At 45.1% G+C, this 17,906-nt stretch carries 16 protein-coding genes and 1 pseudogene; 7 read left to right on the top strand and 10 right to left on the bottom strand.

Annotated elements, in window-relative coordinates; genetic code table 11:
• Positions 1–33 precede the first annotated feature (33 nt).
• Positions 34–1,365: a DEAD/DEAH box helicase gene (locus CKQ84_RS13270; RefSeq protein WP_105251658.1), complete on the bottom strand. Its 1,332-nt coding sequence runs from the start codon at positions 1,363–1,365 to the stop codon at positions 34–36.
• 513 nt (positions 1,366–1,878) lie between these two features.
• Between CKQ84_RS13270 and CKQ84_RS13265 the strand changes: the two genes are divergently transcribed.
• On the top strand, positions 1,879–2,157 hold the full coding sequence (locus CKQ84_RS13265; protein ID WP_006082790.1) for a hypothetical protein: 279 nt from the start codon (positions 1,879–1,881) through the stop codon (positions 2,155–2,157).
• Between the two features lie 398 nt (positions 2,158–2,555).
• Positions 2,556–3,565, top strand: a pseudogene (locus tag CKQ84_RS13260) (sugar-binding protein).
• A gap of 736 nt (positions 3,566–4,301) precedes the next feature.
• On the opposite strand, the gene CKQ84_RS13255 reads toward CKQ84_RS13260, so the two are convergent.
• From CKQ84_RS13255 to dnaK, 3 genes are all read right to left on the bottom strand, one after another.
• The gene (locus CKQ84_RS13255) at positions 4,302–4,895 is read right to left on the bottom strand and encodes a hypothetical protein (protein WP_105251657.1); all 594 of its coding nucleotides are present in this window, start codon (positions 4,893–4,895) and stop codon (positions 4,302–4,304) included.
• A gap of 296 nt (positions 4,896–5,191) precedes the next feature.
• Entirely contained in the window at positions 5,192–6,328 is a 1,137-nt protein-coding gene (gene dnaJ / locus CKQ84_RS13250; RefSeq protein WP_105251656.1) for a molecular chaperone DnaJ, read from the bottom strand.
• Positions 6,329–6,438: 110 nt separating this feature from the next.
• Positions 6,439–8,358 carry a molecular chaperone DnaK gene (gene dnaK, locus CKQ84_RS13245; RefSeq protein ID WP_105251655.1) on the bottom strand — a complete coding sequence of 640 codons (1,920 nt, stop codon included), beginning with the start codon at positions 8,356–8,358 and terminating at the stop codon, positions 6,439–6,441.
• Positions 8,359–8,646: 288 nt separating this feature from the next.
• Between dnaK and CKQ84_RS13240 the strand changes: the two genes are divergently transcribed.
• The 3 genes from CKQ84_RS13240 to CKQ84_RS13230 all read left to right on the top strand — a co-directional run bounded on the left by CKQ84_RS13240 (position 8,647) and on the right by CKQ84_RS13230 (position 10,681).
• Positions 8,647–9,567 carry a DMT family transporter gene (locus CKQ84_RS13240; RefSeq protein ID WP_105251654.1) on the top strand — a complete coding sequence of 307 codons (921 nt, stop codon included), beginning with the start codon at positions 8,647–8,649 and terminating at the stop codon, positions 9,565–9,567.
• Between the two features lie 119 nt (positions 9,568–9,686).
• Positions 9,687–10,163, top strand: coding sequence for a Cys-tRNA(Pro) deacylase (gene ybaK / locus CKQ84_RS13235; RefSeq protein WP_028759489.1), 477 nt, complete (start codon positions 9,687–9,689; stop codon positions 10,161–10,163).
• A 209-nt stretch (positions 10,164–10,372) separates the two neighbouring features.
• On the top strand, positions 10,373–10,681 hold the full coding sequence (locus tag CKQ84_RS13230; RefSeq protein ID WP_105251653.1) for a hypothetical protein: 309 nt from the start codon (positions 10,373–10,375) through the stop codon (positions 10,679–10,681).
• A gap of 104 nt (positions 10,682–10,785) precedes the next feature.
• Here CKQ84_RS13230 and CKQ84_RS13225 read toward each other — a convergent pair whose 3' ends face one another.
• The 5 genes from CKQ84_RS13225 to CKQ84_RS13205 all read right to left on the bottom strand — a co-directional run bounded on the left by CKQ84_RS13225 (position 10,786) and on the right by CKQ84_RS13205 (position 15,618).
• Entirely contained in the window at positions 10,786–12,063 is a 1,278-nt protein-coding gene (locus tag CKQ84_RS13225) for a glutamate-5-semialdehyde dehydrogenase (protein WP_105251652.1), read from the bottom strand.
• Between the two features lie 12 nt (positions 12,064–12,075).
• Positions 12,076–13,194, bottom strand: coding sequence for a glutamate 5-kinase (gene proB / locus CKQ84_RS13220; RefSeq protein WP_105251651.1), 1,119 nt, complete (start codon positions 13,192–13,194; stop codon positions 12,076–12,078).
• Between the two features lie 202 nt (positions 13,195–13,396).
• On the bottom strand, positions 13,397–14,686 hold the full coding sequence (locus CKQ84_RS13215) for an NCS2 family permease (RefSeq protein ID WP_105251650.1): 1,290 nt from the start codon (positions 14,684–14,686) through the stop codon (positions 13,397–13,399).
• A gap of 241 nt (positions 14,687–14,927) precedes the next feature.
• On the bottom strand, positions 14,928–15,266 hold the full coding sequence (locus tag CKQ84_RS13210) for a carbon starvation protein CstA (protein ID WP_105251649.1): 339 nt from the start codon (positions 15,264–15,266) through the stop codon (positions 14,928–14,930).
• 25 nt (positions 15,267–15,291) lie between these two features.
• The gene (locus CKQ84_RS13205; protein WP_028761704.1) at positions 15,292–15,618 is read right to left on the bottom strand and encodes a winged helix-turn-helix domain-containing protein; all 327 of its coding nucleotides are present in this window, start codon (positions 15,616–15,618) and stop codon (positions 15,292–15,294) included.
• A 207-nt stretch (positions 15,619–15,825) separates the two neighbouring features.
• Here CKQ84_RS13205 and CKQ84_RS13200 point away from each other — a divergent pair, with 207 nt between their 5' ends.
• Positions 15,826–16,377: a DUF924 family protein gene (locus CKQ84_RS13200; protein ID WP_028761703.1), complete on the top strand. Its 552-nt coding sequence runs from the start codon at positions 15,826–15,828 to the stop codon at positions 16,375–16,377.
• Between the two features lie 151 nt (positions 16,378–16,528).
• A complete protein-coding gene (locus CKQ84_RS13195; RefSeq protein ID WP_105251648.1) occupies positions 16,529–17,386 on the top strand; it encodes an ABC transporter substrate-binding protein in 858 nt (285 codons plus the stop codon).
• Between the two features lie 15 nt (positions 17,387–17,401).
• On the opposite strand, the gene CKQ84_RS13190 is transcribed toward CKQ84_RS13195, so the two are convergent.
• Positions 17,402–17,839 (bottom strand): universal stress protein, encoded by a 438-nt coding sequence (locus tag CKQ84_RS13190; RefSeq protein ID WP_105251647.1) that lies wholly within the window; start codon positions 17,837–17,839, stop codon positions 17,402–17,404.
• Between the last annotated feature and the right edge of the window lie 67 nt (positions 17,840–17,906).

Genomic DNA, 17,906 nt, shown 5'->3' with positions numbered 1-17,906 from the left:
GCACGACAAGCTTGAACGCTATGGATAGCTTCATCAGCGCTTACCTTTAAACTCTTTGGCGCTGTGCTTATTGATGCTACGGCGATTCGCCTGTTTATCACGCGGTGGTCGCTTACGCTCAACTTTGATATCAGTGGCGCCATCAGTGATTTTTTCACTCGGCTTATCCGTTACCGGAAAGTCAGCCAATAATGCCAGCGGTAACTCCCGCGCGGTTAAACTGCGGATCGCCGTTAAAGTTGCCATTTCACCGTGGCACACAAGGGAAATCGCCAGCCCTTTTTCGCCAGCGCGCGCGGTGCGGCCAATGCGGTGCACGTACACAGGCGCACTCATGGGCAAATCCAAATTGATGACAACAGGCAAGGCATCAACATGAATGCCGCGCGCCATCAAATCTGTCGCCACTAATACTTGGATCCGATTGGCTTTAAAGTCGGCTAAGGTTTGGCTGCGAACGGTTTGCTCTTTTTCACCGTGCAGCGCGGCGACTTTCATCCCTGCTTTAGCGAGTCGTTTAGCGACGGCATCGGCATCATCACGGGCGCTGATAAACACCAACACCTGCGGCCATTGATACTGTTTTAACAGCGCAATCAATGCCTGTGCTTTGCTGCCCTTGTTGACTAAATAGAGTTGTTCTTCGATTTCACCAGCCACTGAATTCACCTTGTGGGCTTCGACCCGTAGCGGCTGATTCACCAGCAGCTTGCCCGCCAATGTATCCAAAGCCTCGGGCAAGGTGGCAGAAAACAACAAGGTTTGCTTAAGCTTGGGCATAAATGCCATCAGCTTTTGCACATCAGGCCAAAATCCCATTTCTAACAGGCGGTCAGCTTCATCCAGCACAAGATGTTTTATCGAATCGAGGCTGACGTGGGACTGTTTGCATAAATCCAGTAAACGCCCAGGGGTTGCCACTAATACCCGCGGCTTGGCTGCAAGTTCGGCTAATTGGTCTTCCAGTGCGACCCCACCGCACAGAAGCTGAATGATCAACGAAGCCGATAACTGACTTGCCACCGCTTGCAACGCTTCAGTCACTTGCAGCGCTAATTCCCGTGTAGGCACCAGCACTAACGCCAGTGCATTTGGAGGCGGCACAGACTTAGCACCCTGTAACTGTGTTTGCTGTTGCAACAAAATTTGTTGTAGAAGTGGCAAACCAAAAGCTAAGGTTTTCCCGCTACCGGTTTGTGCTAAGGCTAACAAATCCCGTCCCGCAAGAATGGCCGGAATCGCCAATTGCTGCACCTTTGTCGGATGCGCCAGTGTTGCAGGCAAGGCCTTAAGTAACGCCGAATTTAAGCCAAGCTCAGCAAAAGTTAACGACTCAGGGGAAGAAGAAAGCTCGGGAAAGGTCATCACAGCACCGGATCAAAACATGGGAGCGAAAGTTTACTGAGAGTTGCCTTTGAATACCAATGTTGTTTCGGCTTTTACGCAAGCCTTGGCACAGTTTACAACGATACAGCTACGGCATTTACGTTACGCCACTAAGAAAGTCTAGTTTGAAACTTCGTTTAAATTTCTAAACCAAAGGACAAATCAATGGCCGACCTAAAGAGAATCAACTGCAATCCCCTCTTGGCTCTCCCCTGCCAACAAGGTCCATGTCTAACGGCCAGTTCGCAGGAATAGGTGAATGCCTGTCGCTTCGGTGTTCGTGGTTTATCTTAAAAGAGACTCCAGCCGCATCTTTCTTATGTGCGCAAAGTTAACGCAGGTGATGGGATGGTAGATTTTAATCCCACAGCTTTCGTGAGCGCTTATGGTAGAATCCCGCCCAATCAGCTTTATGAATGTGCAACACAACTCATTTGTTTAACTGAACGTAGTGGAACACTACCGTGATTAACTAAATGAGGAGAACAGATTATGAGTAAGTTAAATGCCGAAGAACGTAAAGCCCGCGATAACGCCCGTTTTTCACAACGCGTCGATGAACGCCGCACAAAGGGCGAAGACGTCGTCGCCTATGTGCTAGGCAACAAGCTCGCGTTTAAGTTTCTGACTAAACCAGAGAGACACGAATTTAAACAAAGAGAAGCGGCACTTGAAGAAGAAGCCAAGCTTAAAAAGCAGCAAGCGTTTCAGCTTAAAACCGAGCAAGAGTTAGAGAAAGCCGAAGCCGCATTTACTGTTCCAGAAGAGTAACCTCTCAAAAGAGCCATTGATTATAATTGATGGCTCACGCATATCCCATTTCCAAACTTCGTTTGAATTTTTAAATCAAAATCAACGTCGTGGTACTTCGCCCCTGATTTTTATTAGAGAATCGACCAAGAGGGGGTCAACAGCAATCCCGCTCTTGGATCTCCCTTGCCGCCCATCTGCAGAGTCGAAAGCACCATGTACTCATCGGCAAATTATTAAGGCATAAAACTCATGCCTGTCCGATTTTTTTATTACGTTCTAAGCGTAATATGGTGAATTACTGATTCAGATCAATAATGTTCAATAACACCGTTGCATCTCATGTCTTTAAATCCATTCCTTTGCTACATTCTGTTATAAAGCTTTAAGTCGCTGTCTCATTGTTTTTAGGAGGAAGTGTGGTGAAATTATTTTTGTTGTTCATTGCATTAAGTCAATTAGCAATATCCTCTGCCTATGGAAAAGAGCTGAAATTTGCTGTTGTGCCTAAATTTTATAGTGTTTTTTTGATCAAAGCAAAAATGGCTGTATAGATGCAGCGGCTCAAATAGAAGCCGTAGAATGTATATATCGAGGACCTGAAATTAGCAGTGTTAGATTGCAAGATCAGGTAATCAATCAACTCATTGATGAAGGTATAGATGGTATCGCTGTCGCCGTTACGCAGTCTAAATACCTAGTTGAAAATAGCCTAAAAAGAGCTAAAGAAGCAGGCATCCCGATTGTTACCTATGACTCTGATTTTGATGCTTCTATCAAAGAAGAACCTAAAAATTTACGCTTAGCTTATATAGGCACTGACAATTTTGAACTGGGTAAGTCATTGGGTGAACAGTTAAAAAAACTACGGCCAAATGGCGGAACGTTAATAATGCATTCAGGGCGGCCAGATTCTCCTAATCTGAATTTAAGACTTATGGGTGTACGCTCCGCCTTATCAGGAAAAAAATACGATGCTCCTCCTGGCGAATTACTCAATGGCGATTTAGGCTGGACAGAAGTTAGAGAACCTTTGTTTAACTTTGATCAGCTTAGTCAAGCTGTTAAACAAATGGAGTCCGTAATGAAAGGTAAGCCTGTGAAAGCAGACTCTTTTATCGCAGTTGGTGGTTGGGCGCAAAATAATGATGCGCTCTATCGTGAAATGATTACTCCATACCAAGAAAAAATTAATAACAAAGAAATCGTCATTATTATTACCGATACATCTCCAGAGCAGTTAACGATGCTGAAAGATGGTCTTGCTCATGTCAATGTGGGTCAAAATCCATATGAAATGGGAAGACAGGCAATTTTGACGCTTTATAAAATTGTCACAAAACAAAAGTATGAAGAAACAATCTACACACCTGTTACGTTTTGTACTCCTCAAAACGTTGACACCTGTGACAAGCGTACCGGAATGTGACGCAAAAATGATGGATTAGGCCAGTACACATCTCAAAGGAGCCATTGATCATAATTGATGGCTCACGCATACCCAATTTCCAAACTTCGTTTGGATTTTTAAATCAAAATCTACATCAAAGTCGTGGGGCTTCACCCCACACGCGACCAAAAGGGGAAAAGCGCTTGTTCCCCTTTTGGAAATACCCCGGCGAACAACGTCCATGTCTAACTGCCAGTTCGCCATCCCAGGCTCTCGTTCGAAACGCTGCTACGCAGCACTCACCCTAGCGAAGTTACATGCATTAATTACCTGTCTCATACTCCAATAAAAATTGCCTAACGGCTCAGATGACACATCCATGTTCCCCCGAGCCTGCACCATCATCCATGATGTCGCCACGGCATTTTTACTCCGTATTTAGACAACTTCGCAGGGAATATGAACTCCTGAAGTTTCAGTGTTACTTATTCGTATTTAAAAAAGAACTAACACTCCATCTTTCTAAAATTTAGTAATGAGTGTCTCAATAACATTTCCTGCCTGTCCAATCATTTCAATGAAACGGCATACAAACCTCCTTGTTCAATGCTTAAGCAAAGCTGGAGATTAACTACCACGCAATTACTGTGGATGCCTGTCTGATCTTCTGGGCGTTATCATGAAGGGAGTAGTGGCTATATTTAAATTTGGTACAAGTTTTATTATTTAGTGGACAATTAAATTAATAGGTTTGCAAGTCCGTGGTCTGCTCTTGTTAGCTGCATTGATTGTCAGCATATACATTACCAGTTTTAGGGCAGATTCTAAAAACACATAAAACATTTTCTGCATCACCATCATCGCCCCAAAGAGAAACTTCATAACCAGCTTGAGGAGGAATGACTATTATTATTTCTTCACTATTGTTAGTGAATTGGACTTGTGGAAGTAGATTTTTGAAATCATTAAAATCCATTTTTAGGATTTGTTCGTGTGCAAATTTCACTTTTAAAAAGGAGGTTGGGTAATTTTCATAGGGCCAATCATTTTCAGCTTCTCGGGGATGGACTGATTGTATCTTGATACTTCCGTCATATCTTATTTGATATTTGATTGAACCACCATCATGCATAAACGGATAAATTAATGCTATGCTAGAAAACTGGATGTTGTCGAATAAATCTAATATATCTCTGTTTAATGTAAACAAAAGATGTAACTTTGCTGTCTCGGGAAAGTTAGATATTAATGGTAAGTTACCGCCAAAATATGACTCAGACTCTTCAGATATATTCAATGCTACGAGATTTCCCTTATAGTAAATTAAGGGTTTTCTGATTTGTCCATATTTTCCAGTTATTGAATCCATAATTACTCTTTCATTAGCAGTTACGGTGCATATTAAGTGTTACTTTTCATTATAGTAACGCTATTTACGGTCATAGTCATTTTGTTTTATAGCAACTGCTTGATTCCGAATTCAACTCCGAAGTACGACACAGGACAATTAAGCAGCTAATTGGTGAAACACCACCACAGGCTGCTTCAACTTTAAACACTTTAATATTTGGGCATAAATCCGAATATAAAAAAGCCCTGCAAGGTTAACCATTGCAGGGCTTTTTTCTTCTAGTGCGCAGCTAACCTCTGCGCCACTAGACCAAGTTAGCTATTCAGATCTTGAAAGAACTTTTTCACGCCATCGAAAAAGCCCTCAGCCTTTGGGCTGTGTTTTTTCGACTCACCAGTTAAGGTGGCTTCAAATTCGCATAACAGTTCTTTTTGACGATCGTTTAAGTTAACTGGGGTTTCCATAACCACTTTGCAGAGCAAGTCGCCTACCGCATGGCTGCGAACCGACTTGACGCCTTTGCCACGTAAACGGAACATACGGCCCGTTTGCGTTTCGGCTGGGATCTTCAGGCTGACTTTACCATCCAGTGTTGGCACTTCAATCTCACCGCCTAGGGCCGCTTTACTGAAGGATATCGGCACTTCGCAGTAAAGGTTGTTGCCATCACGGACGAAAATCGCATGCTCACGCACGCTGACCTGAACGTATAAATCCCCTGGAGGCGCGCCAAACTCACCCGCTTCGCCTTCACCCGCTAAACGAATACGGTCGCCCGTATCAACGCCGGCTGGGATCTTAACTGATAAGGTTTTGCTCTTTTCAACACGGCCATCGCCATGACACTTAGTGCAAGGATCTTTGATGATCTTGCCGCGGCCATGACAGGTTGGACAAGGCTGTTGCACCGCAAAGAAACCTTGGCGCATTTGGACTTGGCCTTGACCATGACAGGTGCCACAAGTGGTTGCAGAGGTGCCTTTTTTAGCGCCGCTGCCTTCACATAGATCGCAAGTCGCCAGTGTTGGGATACGCAGTTCTTTGGTTAAGCCTTTAACGGCTTCTTCCAGTGATAACTCTAGGTTGTAACGTAAATCTGAGCCGCGGGCCGCTTGGCGTTGACCGCCACCACGACGTCCACCGCCGAAAATATCGCCAAAGACATCACCGAAAATATCACCGAAATCGCCTTGACCACCACCGTAACCACCGCCACCGCGATTAGGATCCACACCCGCATGACCAAATTGGTCGTAGGCCGCTTTTTTGTCGGCGTCGGTTAGGATCTCGTAGGCTTCTTTAATTTCTTTAAAGTTAGCTTCTGCGGTTTTGTCGCCTGGGTTGCGATCTGGGTGAAATTTCATGGCCAGACGTTTGTAGGCCTTTTTAATTTCACGTTCGCTGGTGTCACGACTGACACCTAATACTTCGTAATAATCTCGCTTTGACATAATCTCATGCTTCTCAGCTGGTGTTGAACAAACGGGCGTTAGGGTTGCCCCGTAACGCCCGCCTAGAAATTAACGCTTTGAAATCAATCTATTTGATTGAAAACAAGTCATTATTTCTTGTCGTCTTTCACTTCTTCGAATTCAGCATCGACAACGTCATCGGCAGCAGCGTTAGCCTGTTTGCCCGCGTCGGCATTGTCGCCGCCTTGAGCTTGAGACTTAGCTTGAGCGATTTCCATCAGCTTAGCAGATGCTTCGATCAAGTTTTGAGTTGCCTTTTCAATGGCTTCTTTGTCATTGCCTTTGCTGGCAGTGTCAACAGCGGCCATAGCAGCTTGGATTTTCTCTTTATCTTCGCTTGGCAATGCATCACCCGCTTCTTCCACTTGTTTCTTAGTCGCGTGGACTAAGCCGTCAGCTTGGTTGCGTGCTTGCACTAACTCTTCAAACTTCTTGTCTTCATCTGCGTGAGCTTCGGCATCACGTACCATTTGTGCCACTTCTTCTTCGCTTAAGCCAGAAGAGGCTTTGATGGTGATGTTTTGTTTCTTGCCGGTTTTCTTGTCTGTCGCAGACACATGCAGAATACCGTCGGCATCGATGTCGAACATCACTTCAATTTGTGGCTGGCCACGTGGAGCTGGCTCAATACCGTCTAAGTTGAACTGGCCTAATGACTTGTTCGCGCTCGCTTGCTTACGCTCACCTTGCAGTACGTGAATCGTCACTGCGTTTTGGTTGTCATCGGCTGTTGAGAACACTTGCTGCGCCTTAGTAGGAATAGTAGTGTTCTTTTCAATCAACTTAGTCATCACGCTGCCCATGGTTTCGATACCCAGAGACAGTGGTGTTACGTCTAACAGTAATACGTCTTTCACGTCGCCTGACAGTACGCCCGCTTGAATTGCAGCACCTACGGCTACCGCTTCGTCAGGGTTCACGTCTTTACGAGGTTCTTTGCCGAAGAAGTTTGTCACTGCTTCTTGAACCTTAGGCATACGTGTTTGACCACCCACTAGAATCACTTCGTTGATGTCTGTTACAGATAAATCTGCATCAGCCAGGGCAACTTTTAGTGGCTCTAATGTACGGATAATCAAGTCTTCAACCAGAGATTCCAATTTAGCACGAGTGATTTTAATCACTAAATGCTTAGGACCTGTTGCGTCTGCCGTGATGTATGGCAGGTTCACTTCAGTGTGGTTGGTGCTTGAAAGTTCAATTTTCGCTTTTTCTGCTGCTTCTTTCAGACGTTGCATTGCTAATGGATCTTTACGCAGATCTAAGCCTTGCTCTTTCTTGAATTCGTCAGCTAAGTAGTTGATCAAACGGTTGTCAAAGTCTTCACCACCTAAGTGGGTGTCACCGTTGGTTGCCAACACTTCAAATGTTTGGTCGCCATCGTTGCTGTCGATTTCGATGATAGAGATATCGAATGTACCACCACCTAAATCGTATACTGCAACAATGTTGTCGCCTTGTTTCTTATCGATACCGTAGGCTAATGCTGCAGCCGTTGGTTCGTTGATAATACGTTTAACATCAAGACCTGCGATACGACCCGCATCTTTAGTCGCTTGACGTTGTGAATCGTTAAAGTAAGCAGGAACAGTAATAACCGCTTCAGTTACTTCTTCACCTAAAAAGTCTTCTGCGGTTTTCTTCATCTTTTTCAAGATTTCTGCAGAAACTTGTGGTGGAGCCATCTTGTTGCCACGCGATTCAACCCATGCATCACCGTTGTCGGCTGCAATGATTTTGAATGGCATGATGTTCACGTCACGTTGGACTTCGTCATCTTTAAAGCGACGACCAATCAAACGCTTAATCGCGAAGAATGTGTTAGTCGGGTTAGTCACAGCTTGACGTTTTGCTGGCGAACCGACAATGGTTTCATCATCTGTATAAGCGATGATTGACGGGGTTGTGCGATCGCCTTCAGCGTTTTCTAACACACGTGCTTTGCCACCATCGAGGACAGCTACACAAGAGTTTGTTGTGCCTAAGTCGATACCAATAATTTTACCCATGAGGTCCTCCGAAAAATTTCATTCAATCTAAATTTGTTTAGTTGGTTTTGATATGGGGCTAGACGGTTTAAATATCAAGTCCATCGTTGGCCACCTTCTCTGCCTTGATACCTATATTGGGACAGGGAATTTAATTACAAGGGCGAACAAAAAAATTTTCTGATTTATCTTTCTCGCATCTACAGCGGGATAAAATATCCAATCACATAAAATAGTCTTGCTTATCAACCAAAGCTGTTATTCAATCTGCCCACATTTGGCGGATGTTTATCCTAGTAAGGTAGCAGAGTGAAGTCTTCGAATTTAGCGTACGTGTATGGCATGGCGGCGGTCTTTCTCTGGTCTACAGTGGCCACGGCCTTTAAGATTGCCTTGAGTTACTACACACCGCTGCAACTGGTGTTTGTTGCCGTACTCACTTCGATTATTGCCCTTGTCGGTATCCTTGCTTGGCAAAAAAAGCTTTCCTTACTCAAGCAACAGTTTTTACGCCGCCCCATGTTTTATCTGGTGACTGGACTCATCAATCCCTTCCTCTACTATGTCGTGCTATTTAAAGCGTATTCCTTACTGCCAGCGCAGCAAGCGTTGTCACTTAATTACACTTGGGCGGTATTACTGCCGTTACTTGCCGCGCCTTTGTTAAAGCAACATTTGCGTAAGAGCGATATAGCTGCGGCGCTGATTGCCTATACAGGCGTGTTTATCATTGCTACCGGCGGCGATATCAGCGGCTTTAGTTTTGATAGCCCACTCGGTATCGGTCTTGCTCTCACCAGCACTTTACTCTGGTGCCTATATTGGATCGTCAACACTAAAGATCAAGGCGATCCTGTGGTCAGTTTATTATTGAGTTTTCTTATCGGCTTACCTTTTATTGCCGTCACCTTAGTGCTGACAGATACCCTGCCCAGTTTTAGTATTAAGGCGATATTTGCAGGTATGTATGTGGGCTTATTTGAGATGGGCATTACCTTCGTGCTCTGGTTAATGGCGCTGAAAACAGCCACTCGCACCGCGAACATCAGCACTATGGTGTTTTTATCCCCAGTGATGTCGATTGGTTTTATCGCGTGGATTTTGCAGGAAACGATTGCGATGGCAACCTATCTCGGCCTAGCCTTTATTTTATCGGGGATGATGTTGCAGCAACTTCTGCCCCGTTATTTAGAGCGTAAAAACAAGATAAGCACAAAGCTAGCGGAATAATCGTTGAGTAGCAGCCTTAAATAATGTTAGCTCACGGCAATGAGCCAATTAAAAGAGCTGGCTAACATTTTAAGCCAAGATTAAGCGCTAATATCTCCCATTTTGTGAAGGAGTATAAAATGACCCCGGCCGTCCGATTGGCGAAAAAAGCCAAGATCGCGTTTGATATCTTAGAGTACAGCCACGATCCACACTGCGCCGCCTACGGCGAAGAAGCCGCTAACACCTTAGGGCTTGAACCCGCGCAAGTATTTAAAACCCTTTTAGTTGCCATCGACAAAGCCCATGCGCCGATTGCCGTTGCGCTCGTGCCCGTCGATCATCAGCTTAATCTAAAAGCCGTAGCTAAATGCTTAAGACAAAAGAAACTACAAATGGCCGATGCCGACCTAGCACAAAAATCCTCAGGCTATCTGGTCGGCGGTATTAGTCCCTTAGCGCAAAAGAAACAATTACCAACCTTGATTGATGCCAGCGCTCAAGGCTTCGACAGGATTTATGTGAGCGCCGGCAGACGCGGTTTAGAGATAAGCTTAGCGGCAACAGACTTAGCCCTGCTTTGCAAAGGCGAATTTGCCGATATCAAGACTCTTTAAGCTATCCAGGCCACATTAAGCACAAGTCATTCGGCGTTAAGTAAGCAATTCACTTTAAGTTGTACGCGCTCATATTAGATAAATGGTGAACAAGGCTCAAACGGCAACAAACTGGCCAGCGTACTGAGTCTAAAGTGGAAAGCGTTTGATAAAGCCGAGATATCCGTCTATAAATTGTACTGAGGTACAAATCGACTAAGGATAGTCAGATGGAAAAATCAACCCAATGGAATCCAGAAAATAGCATCAGCCCTATCAGTTGGTGCGCCATGCTACTCTGCATCGCCTTATTTATTTATGAGCATTTCTGGGGAAACAGTTTTACCACTATGGTAGTCATGCTCTATTGCAGTTTTATGCTGCCTTCGGTTTTACTCACTCGCAGAGTACAAGAAAAGTACTTTATTTATACCTTGGAATACATCAAGGCCTTTCGTAAATTCACTGTCGTTATGTCGACGATATTTTTCTGTATCTGGTTACTTGCTACTTATACCCCGCTCACCATAAGCAGCTAAACTCGTTAGCCAAACACATTAATGTCGCTATTCAGTTGGATACCGCAAACAAAAAAGCCGTCAACGCAGTAAGTTAACGGCTTTGGGTTTATCGGTATTTACCGCTAAACACGACTAGTGTAATCACCCCAAGCTAACCACTTATATGTGGTTAATGCCTCAAGCCCCATAGGACCGCGGGCGTGCAGTTTTTGCGTGCTCACCGCCACTTCAGCGCCAAGACCAAACTGACCGCCATCAGTAAAACGCGTACTGGCATTGACATACACGGCGGCTGAGTTCACTTCATTCATAAAGTGCGCCGCTGCATGAATATCATCGGTCAAAATGGCTTCCGAATGGCCGCTAGAATACTGGCGAATATGGCTAACGGCGGCATCGATATCGCTCACGACTTTGATACCTAAGGTTAACGACAACCATTCAATGCCAAAATCCTCAGACTTAGCAAGCATCACATCGAACCCTAAACCATCTAGCAGACTAAAACTTGTGTCACAAACTGAAAAACGCACGCCTAGACGATGCAGATATTCGGCAATTTGCGGTACAAAGCTGCTCGCCACGCGCTCATCCACCAGCAAGGTATCAAGAGCATTGCACACAGTTGGACGCTGCACTTTGGCATTAGCGATTACGCCTAAGGCACGCTCAAGGTCGGCATTTTTATCGACATATAAATGGCAAATACCTATGCCACCTAAGATCACCGGAATGGTCGCTTGCTCGGCACATAGGCGCTGCAATGCTTGACCGCCGCGCGGCACTATCATGTCGACATATTGATCGAGCTTTAGCAGTCCCGTCACTAGGGCTCTGTCTGAAGAATCAATAAATTGCACCGCATCTATGGGCAAACCTTGGGCGACAATCGCGCCGCGGATCACTTCACTGATAAGCTTATTCGATTCAAGGGTTTCTTTACCGCCACGGAGGATCACCGCATTACCCGTTTTAAGGGCGAGTACCGCGATATCAACAGTCACATTCGGGCGCGCCTCGTAGATAACCCCAATCACGCCCAGCGGTACGCGGCGACGAGTCAACCTTAAACCGTTATCTAATAACTTGCTGCCAAACTCTTCGCCCACGGGATCGGCAAGGCGGATCACATCACTGATATCACCGATAATGCCCGCTAAACGTGCATCATCGAGCAACAGTCTGTCGATCATCGCCTCCGTTAATCCATCAACCTTAGCAGCGGCAACGTCTTTAGCATTAGCCGCTAAAATGGCGGCGGAGTTTGCCGTCAGCGCATCGGCAATAGCTTCGAGTAAGTCAGCCTTTTGGCTCGCCGTTAAATTGGCTAAAGCATAACTGGCCTGTTTGGCATTTTGGCCAAGTTGCTGTAAATACTGATCTTGATTCATTTGACTCAAAACAGACCTCGCTTATAAGACAACCATGTCGTTGCGGTGCACTATTGCGTCACCATAATCGTAACCGAGTACAGACTCGATCTCGTCGGAATGCTTACCCGCAATCAAACTCAGGGCTTGGCCACAGTATCGTGTCATCCCTTTAGCAATCACTTTACCTTGTTGATCAACTAATTGTAGCGTCGCACCACGTTCAAACTGACCTTTAACGCCTACGATACCTTTAGACAATAGACTGCGGCCCTTGTCAGTCACGGCTTTGACCGCGCCCGCATCAAGCACTAAAGAACCTTGAGTCGCAGGTCCCGCTAGAATCCACTGTTTGCGGCTTTCGAGCGGGTTTTCGATGGCACTAAAGTGAGTACCGACTGACTCTTTGGCGACCACTTTTTTGATCACATCAGGGTGATGGCCAGAAGCGATAACCACTTCGATGCCAGCACGGCGAGCAATATCCGCCGCTTCCAATTTAGTCGACATACCACCCGTGCCTAAACCCGATACAGAACCGCCCGCCAGCATACGCAGACTATCGTCAATCTTCACCACCTGTGAAATCAACTTAGCGTTCGGGTTAGTGCGTGGATCCGCATCGAATAAGCCCTTTTGATCCGTCAGTAAAATCAATAAGTCAGCATCGCATAAGAGTGCTGCGCGCGCCGATAAATTGTCGTTATCGCCCACTTTGATCTCATTGGTGGCAACGGCATCGTTTTCATTGATGATCGGCACAATATTATTCGCCAACAAGGCATTGAGCGTGTCGCGGGCGTTAAGGTAACGCTCCCTATCCTGCAAATCGGCACGGGTCAGCAGCAATTGGCCCACATGCAGCCCATAAATACTAAAGAGTTGTGCCCAAGCGAGGATCAACTGACTTTGCCCGACAGCGGCTAACAATTGCTTATTGGCCATAGTGTCGGGCAGCGTCGGGTATTGGAGATGTTCGCGCCCAGCGGCAATTGCTCCTGAGGTACATAATACGACTTCGACCCCTGACTTCATCAGTGCGGCCATTTGACGAGCAAGCTCAACCATGTGGGCTTTATCTAGCTGTTTACTGCCAGAGGTCAGCACACTCGTCCCTAACTTCACTACCACGCGGCGATACGCAATCTCACTTAAGTTCATTATTCATTTGTAACAAAATAACCGAACAATCCTTATACCTAATCCGCTGAGTAATTGGTAGCAAGGAGTTATTAACTCGAGATAAATTTTCGTTTTTGCTTAGAATCGCGCATTAAAAAGGGCCATCGATTAGATGGCCCTCAAAAAATGTAAACAATCTACGCTGCGAGTTTTTACTGTGCAGGTGAATTAATCGACAGCATCAACCATAGACAAACTTAGCTACAAACAATGCGGCTAATACTAAAATGCCCACATTAAGATCGCTAAAGCGACCTGTGAGTAATTTGATTGCTGCATATGAGATGATCCCAAAGGCAATGCCCGTCGCGATAGAAAACGTTAGCGGCATTAATATACACACAACCACCACAGGCGCGGCTTCAGTCAAATCTTCCCATTCAACATGCACCAGTCCCGACATCATCAAAATAGCTACATAAAACAATGTGCCCGCAGTCGCATAAGCCGGGATCATCCCCGCCAATGGCGACAGGAATAACGCAGCAATAAAGAGTAATCCCACCACAACGGCCGTTAAACCAGTACGACCACCCGCGCTCACACCCGCGGTGCTTTCTATATAACTTGTCGTGGTGGAAGTGCCAAAAGCCGCCCCCGCAATCGTTGCTAAACTGTCAGCGGTCAAGGCACGACTCAGACGTGGTAAACGGCCTTTATCATCGAGAAAACCACCGCGCTGTGCAACCGCCACTAAGGTGCCAGAGGTATCGAAGAGATCCACAAATAAGAAGGCAAAAACGACTGATAACATAGTTACTTCAAATACTTGGGATAAATCCATCTTCATAAATGTAGGTGCGATTGAAGGTGGCATTGATACAATGCCCTGATACTGCACATCACCAAACACTAATCCTAGGCCAGTGATAATCAGAATGCTGGCAATCACCGCTGACTTCATTCCCCGCTGCACCATAGCAATAATGAGGAAAAAGCCCAGCACAGCCATAACCGCCGGAAATGCCGTGATATCGCCCAGCGTCACTAGCGTAGCAGGACTTGCCACCACAATACCGGCGCTCTTAAGGCCAATCAGTGCAAGGAATAAACCAATACCTGCAGCAATACCGATACGTAACGACATGGGAATACTATTTACAATCCATTCTCGAATACGCACTAAGGACAAGATTAAAAAGCAAATTCCCGACAGGAACACTGCGCCTAACGCAGTCTCCCAGCTGTAACCCATTTCACCCACGACTGTGTAGGTAAAAAAAGCATTAAGTCCCATACCTGGAGCAAGCGCAATTGGATAATTCGCCATCAACCCCATAACCAAACAGCCGACAGCCGCCGCCAAACAGGTCGCCACAAATACAGCACCATGGTCCATGCCCGCATCGGCTAACATCATTGGGTTCACAAAAATGATGTAGGCCATCGTCATAAATGTTGTCAAACCTGCGACCGCTTCCTGCTTGAGGCTCGTTTGATTTTGTTTCAGTTTGAACAGTTTTTCTAACATGGAACAAGGTTCCTTTTTATTTTAAGTATGTAGGGTATTTAGATGTGAACACTATGTAACGTGATGACATTTGCAGCCGATTATAGGGAGTTTAGGCTGGTCAGGCCAGAAAATTGGCAAAGGAGTAACGAAGAGAAAATGCTCAAATATCTATGCAAACGAATGCAATATCCTCGGGTGAGATTCGCGTTGAAGGTTAAGCCTAAAAAATGAACACATGATGAACAAGATGATTCTCTCGTTAGCGACCAATGCTGATTTGTAGCCATAAACAGCCTACATAAAGAGTAACAAGAATATATACAGCAGAAATAACTAAATTCAATTTCCACAGACTCAACCAAAAACTCCCTTTAAAATATGTACGTAGCCTTACTTCTGATTTGCATAATGTTAAAGAAGAAGGTACCAACATTAACGCAGGACAGCCAAAGGCTGGTAATACCATAAAAATCATGCCTAAACCCGCAGCCCCAGCAGAAGCTTCAGATGTTTGACCGTCAATAGATGCTAGCGTTATATATCCCAAAATGACGCCTGCGATGGCAAGAATAAAACCTAACAGTTGAAGAGTTCTCAAATTCGTCCTTGGTAACAAACAGCGTTTAAATTGACTTCTCGTAAAATCCTATCAGCTCAGCGATTTCGCTTAGATGAGTATCGACCCAAGCGCTGCTGATTGGCCCCCAAGTGACTATGCGGTAATAACCTGAATTGTTACGGCTGCCTTCCTGCACAAACTCGACTCGAATACCTATATCCTCAAAAGCTGCGATAGCATCCTGTAAAGTTCGGCGAGGCATTCCGGTTAACTTATTGAGTGATAATAGATTATGGCGGTCATCATCCATTAAATGCGCCAAATATAACTTACGCAGAAACGCCTTATTTTGCTTTGAAACCTGTTGGGATGCTGGCATTGAAAGTGACATAGGATGACCTGTCTGGAAACAAAAGTAATTATCATCAAAACTACTTTATATTCAGTCAATAAGGCAATAGCCAATGCTAAATACTTACGGTTCGCGACAAGATCATCAGATAACAAATCTGCACTTAAATCAAACGAAACGGCTTGTCATCCTCCCCCAACAACTGTTATTTCTAATATCACTCAACACCTATGAAGAAAGGCTAAAATGAGCCAGACAATCACAGCAGACCAAATACTGACATTTTGGTTTGAAGACATTGACCCAAAGCTCTGGTGGATTAAAGATGTTGAATTTGATACCCAGATCAAACAGCGCTTCGAAGGTGTACTACTTCAAGCTAAACGGGGAGAACTTTCACATTGGCGAATCACGCCTCAAGGTCGATTGGCTGAGATAATAGTGCTCGATCAATTTTCCCGTAATATTTACCGCGATACGCCTGCCGCTTTCGAAGCTGATACCATCGCCTTAGTGCTCGCCCAAGAAGCCGTTGCCCAACGGGTCGATACCGCACTAAAATCCAAACAAGTCCCTTTTCTATTTATGCCCTATATGCACAGCGAATCGGCAACCATTCACCAAGTAGCAGTAAAACTGTTTAATCGCGAAGCTGCGATAACAAACCTAACGTTTGAACTGCGCCATAAAGCGATTATCGACAGGTTTGGCCGCTATCCACATAGAAATATTATCTTAGGCAGGGAGTCTACGGCGGAAGAAATTGCTTTTTTGACTGAACCGGGCTCATCCTTTTGAGCCTGTAATAGGTTAAAGCGTTAATGTGTATTTGATAAATAAAGCCGTGCTGAGTTCACAGACACACTACACTTACTCAAGATAGTCATGGAATGACTTGGCGAGTATCAAACACAGTTGCAAGTGTATACCGCGGAGGTGTTGGTAACTTATGGCGCATAAACTAAATAAGCCAAATAGCTCAGTGGCTCGTCGTAACCACTATAAATTGATGGGGTTACTCATCCTATGCGGCGCTCAGCTCGGCCAAGCGGCTGAAATTAAGATAGGCGTCAGCCTGTCTATCCCACCCTATGTCATCCAAGCAACAAATAGCGGGATCGAACTCGAATTACTTAACCAAGCCCTCGCAGTTAAAGGCCATACTGCTTCTATCCACTACTTACCACTGGCGCGCACTTTCCATGAACTCAGGGAAGGTAAACTCGATGGCATCATCAACATCAAAGAAGGAATGATTAACAACGTTTTTTATTCCAACGTTGCGATAACCTACCAAAACTGCGCCATCAGTCTCGAGAGTAATCAATTTAACATCAATAGCATAAACGATTTAAACAACAAACAAGTCGTCGCCTTTCAACGTGCATCATCGTTACTGGGGGAAGAGTTTGCCAACATGGTTAAGACCAATAGTGGCTACCAAGAACAAGCGAGGCAAGTGCAGCAGGTTTATATGCTGATGAAGCGCAGGGCCGATGTCGTTGTGATGGATAAAAATATTTTCAAATACTACTTAAAGCAGGCCTATCTTGAGGGCAAACTCACTGAGAAAGACTTAAAACAACAGGCGATTTGCCACCAAATATTCCCACCTACAGAATACAAGTTCGCGTTTCTCAGTGAACAAATTCGGGATGATTTTAATGCGGGACTCAAACAAATTACCCAAGATGGTAGCTTAGTGGCTCTGCAGGAAAAGTATCGACGCCTGATGTCATTTGACAATGAAGCCGAGGCGTCGACTAAGTTAACAGAACCTAAAATGATCAAAAATGATTCCTACTAAACTTATCCCATAGTGTTATTTCACCACCAACACAGGGCACTTAGCATACTTAACAATATCCTGTGTAACGTGGGGTTTTAAAAAGTCAGCTAAACCGCTGCTCCCATGACTAGCGATAACCACCATGCCCACATCGACGGCTTCCGCTAAAATCTCATCAATAGCATCACCATGGCGCACGACTAACTTAATATTGAGCCCTTCGGTAAGGTTCTGCTGCATTTCCTGCTGCAAACTGTGCATTTTTGCATCAACGAAAGCTTTGAGTTCATTTTCCAATGTAGCGGGAATATCGACCGCAATACCATAACAATGGGCGCCACGGGCAGGGCTAGTCACATGCAACAACCGAATATCGACTTGATAAACATTTGCCATTTCAACCGCATATTTTAACGCATGGGCCGCAGTGGATGAAAAATCCGTAGGGCATAACACTTCTTGAGTACGCATAAGCTTATCCATCATTTGAGTTTTTAATTAAGCTAATTATTAAGGCCAAAATACCACTATTTTATAG

It is taken from the genome of Shewanella sp. WE21 (genome assembly GCF_002966515.1).
Taxonomy (GTDB): domain Bacteria; phylum Pseudomonadota; class Gammaproteobacteria; order Enterobacterales; family Shewanellaceae; genus Shewanella; species Shewanella oncorhynchi.
This window is presented reverse-complemented; position numbering and strand designations above follow the sequence as displayed.

Excerpts from the sequence above, each read along its gene's own strand:
- proB (WP_105251651.1), bottom strand. The coding sequence starts at position 13,194 with ATGAACTTAAGTGAGATTGCGTATCGCCGCGTGGTAGTGAAGTTAGGG.
- CKQ84_RS13205 (WP_028761704.1), bottom strand. The coding sequence starts at position 15,618 with ATGTCACTTTCAATGCCAGCATCCCAACAGGTTTCAAAGCAAAATAAG.
- ybaK (WP_028759489.1), top strand. The coding sequence starts at position 9,687 with ATGACCCCGGCCGTCCGATTGGCGAAAAAAGCCAAGATCGCGTTTGAT.
- CKQ84_RS13195 (WP_105251648.1), top strand. The coding sequence starts at position 16,529 with ATGGCGCATAAACTAAATAAGCCAAATAGCTCAGTGGCTCGTCGTAAC.
- CKQ84_RS13190 (WP_105251647.1), bottom strand. The coding sequence starts at position 17,839 with ATGCGTACTCAAGAAGTGTTATGCCCTACGGATTTTTCATCCACTGCG.
- CKQ84_RS13230 (WP_105251653.1), top strand. The coding sequence starts at position 10,373 with ATGGAAAAATCAACCCAATGGAATCCAGAAAATAGCATCAGCCCTATC.
- CKQ84_RS13255 (WP_105251657.1), bottom strand. The coding sequence starts at position 4,895 with ATGGATTCAATAACTGGAAAATATGGACAAATCAGAAAACCCTTAATT.
- CKQ84_RS13270 (WP_105251658.1), bottom strand. The coding sequence starts at position 1,365 with ATGACCTTTCCCGAGCTTTCTTCTTCCCCTGAGTCGTTAACTTTTGCT.
- CKQ84_RS13200 (WP_028761703.1), top strand. The coding sequence starts at position 15,826 with ATGAGCCAGACAATCACAGCAGACCAAATACTGACATTTTGGTTTGAA.
- dnaJ (WP_105251656.1), bottom strand. The coding sequence starts at position 6,328 with ATGTCAAAGCGAGATTATTACGAAGTATTAGGTGTCAGTCGTGACACC.
- CKQ84_RS13215 (WP_105251650.1), bottom strand. The coding sequence starts at position 14,686 with ATGTTAGAAAAACTGTTCAAACTGAAACAAAATCAAACGAGCCTCAAG.
- CKQ84_RS13265 (WP_006082790.1), top strand. The coding sequence starts at position 1,879 with ATGAGTAAGTTAAATGCCGAAGAACGTAAAGCCCGCGATAACGCCCGT.
- dnaK (WP_105251655.1), bottom strand. The coding sequence starts at position 8,358 with ATGGGTAAAATTATTGGTATCGACTTAGGCACAACAAACTCTTGTGTA.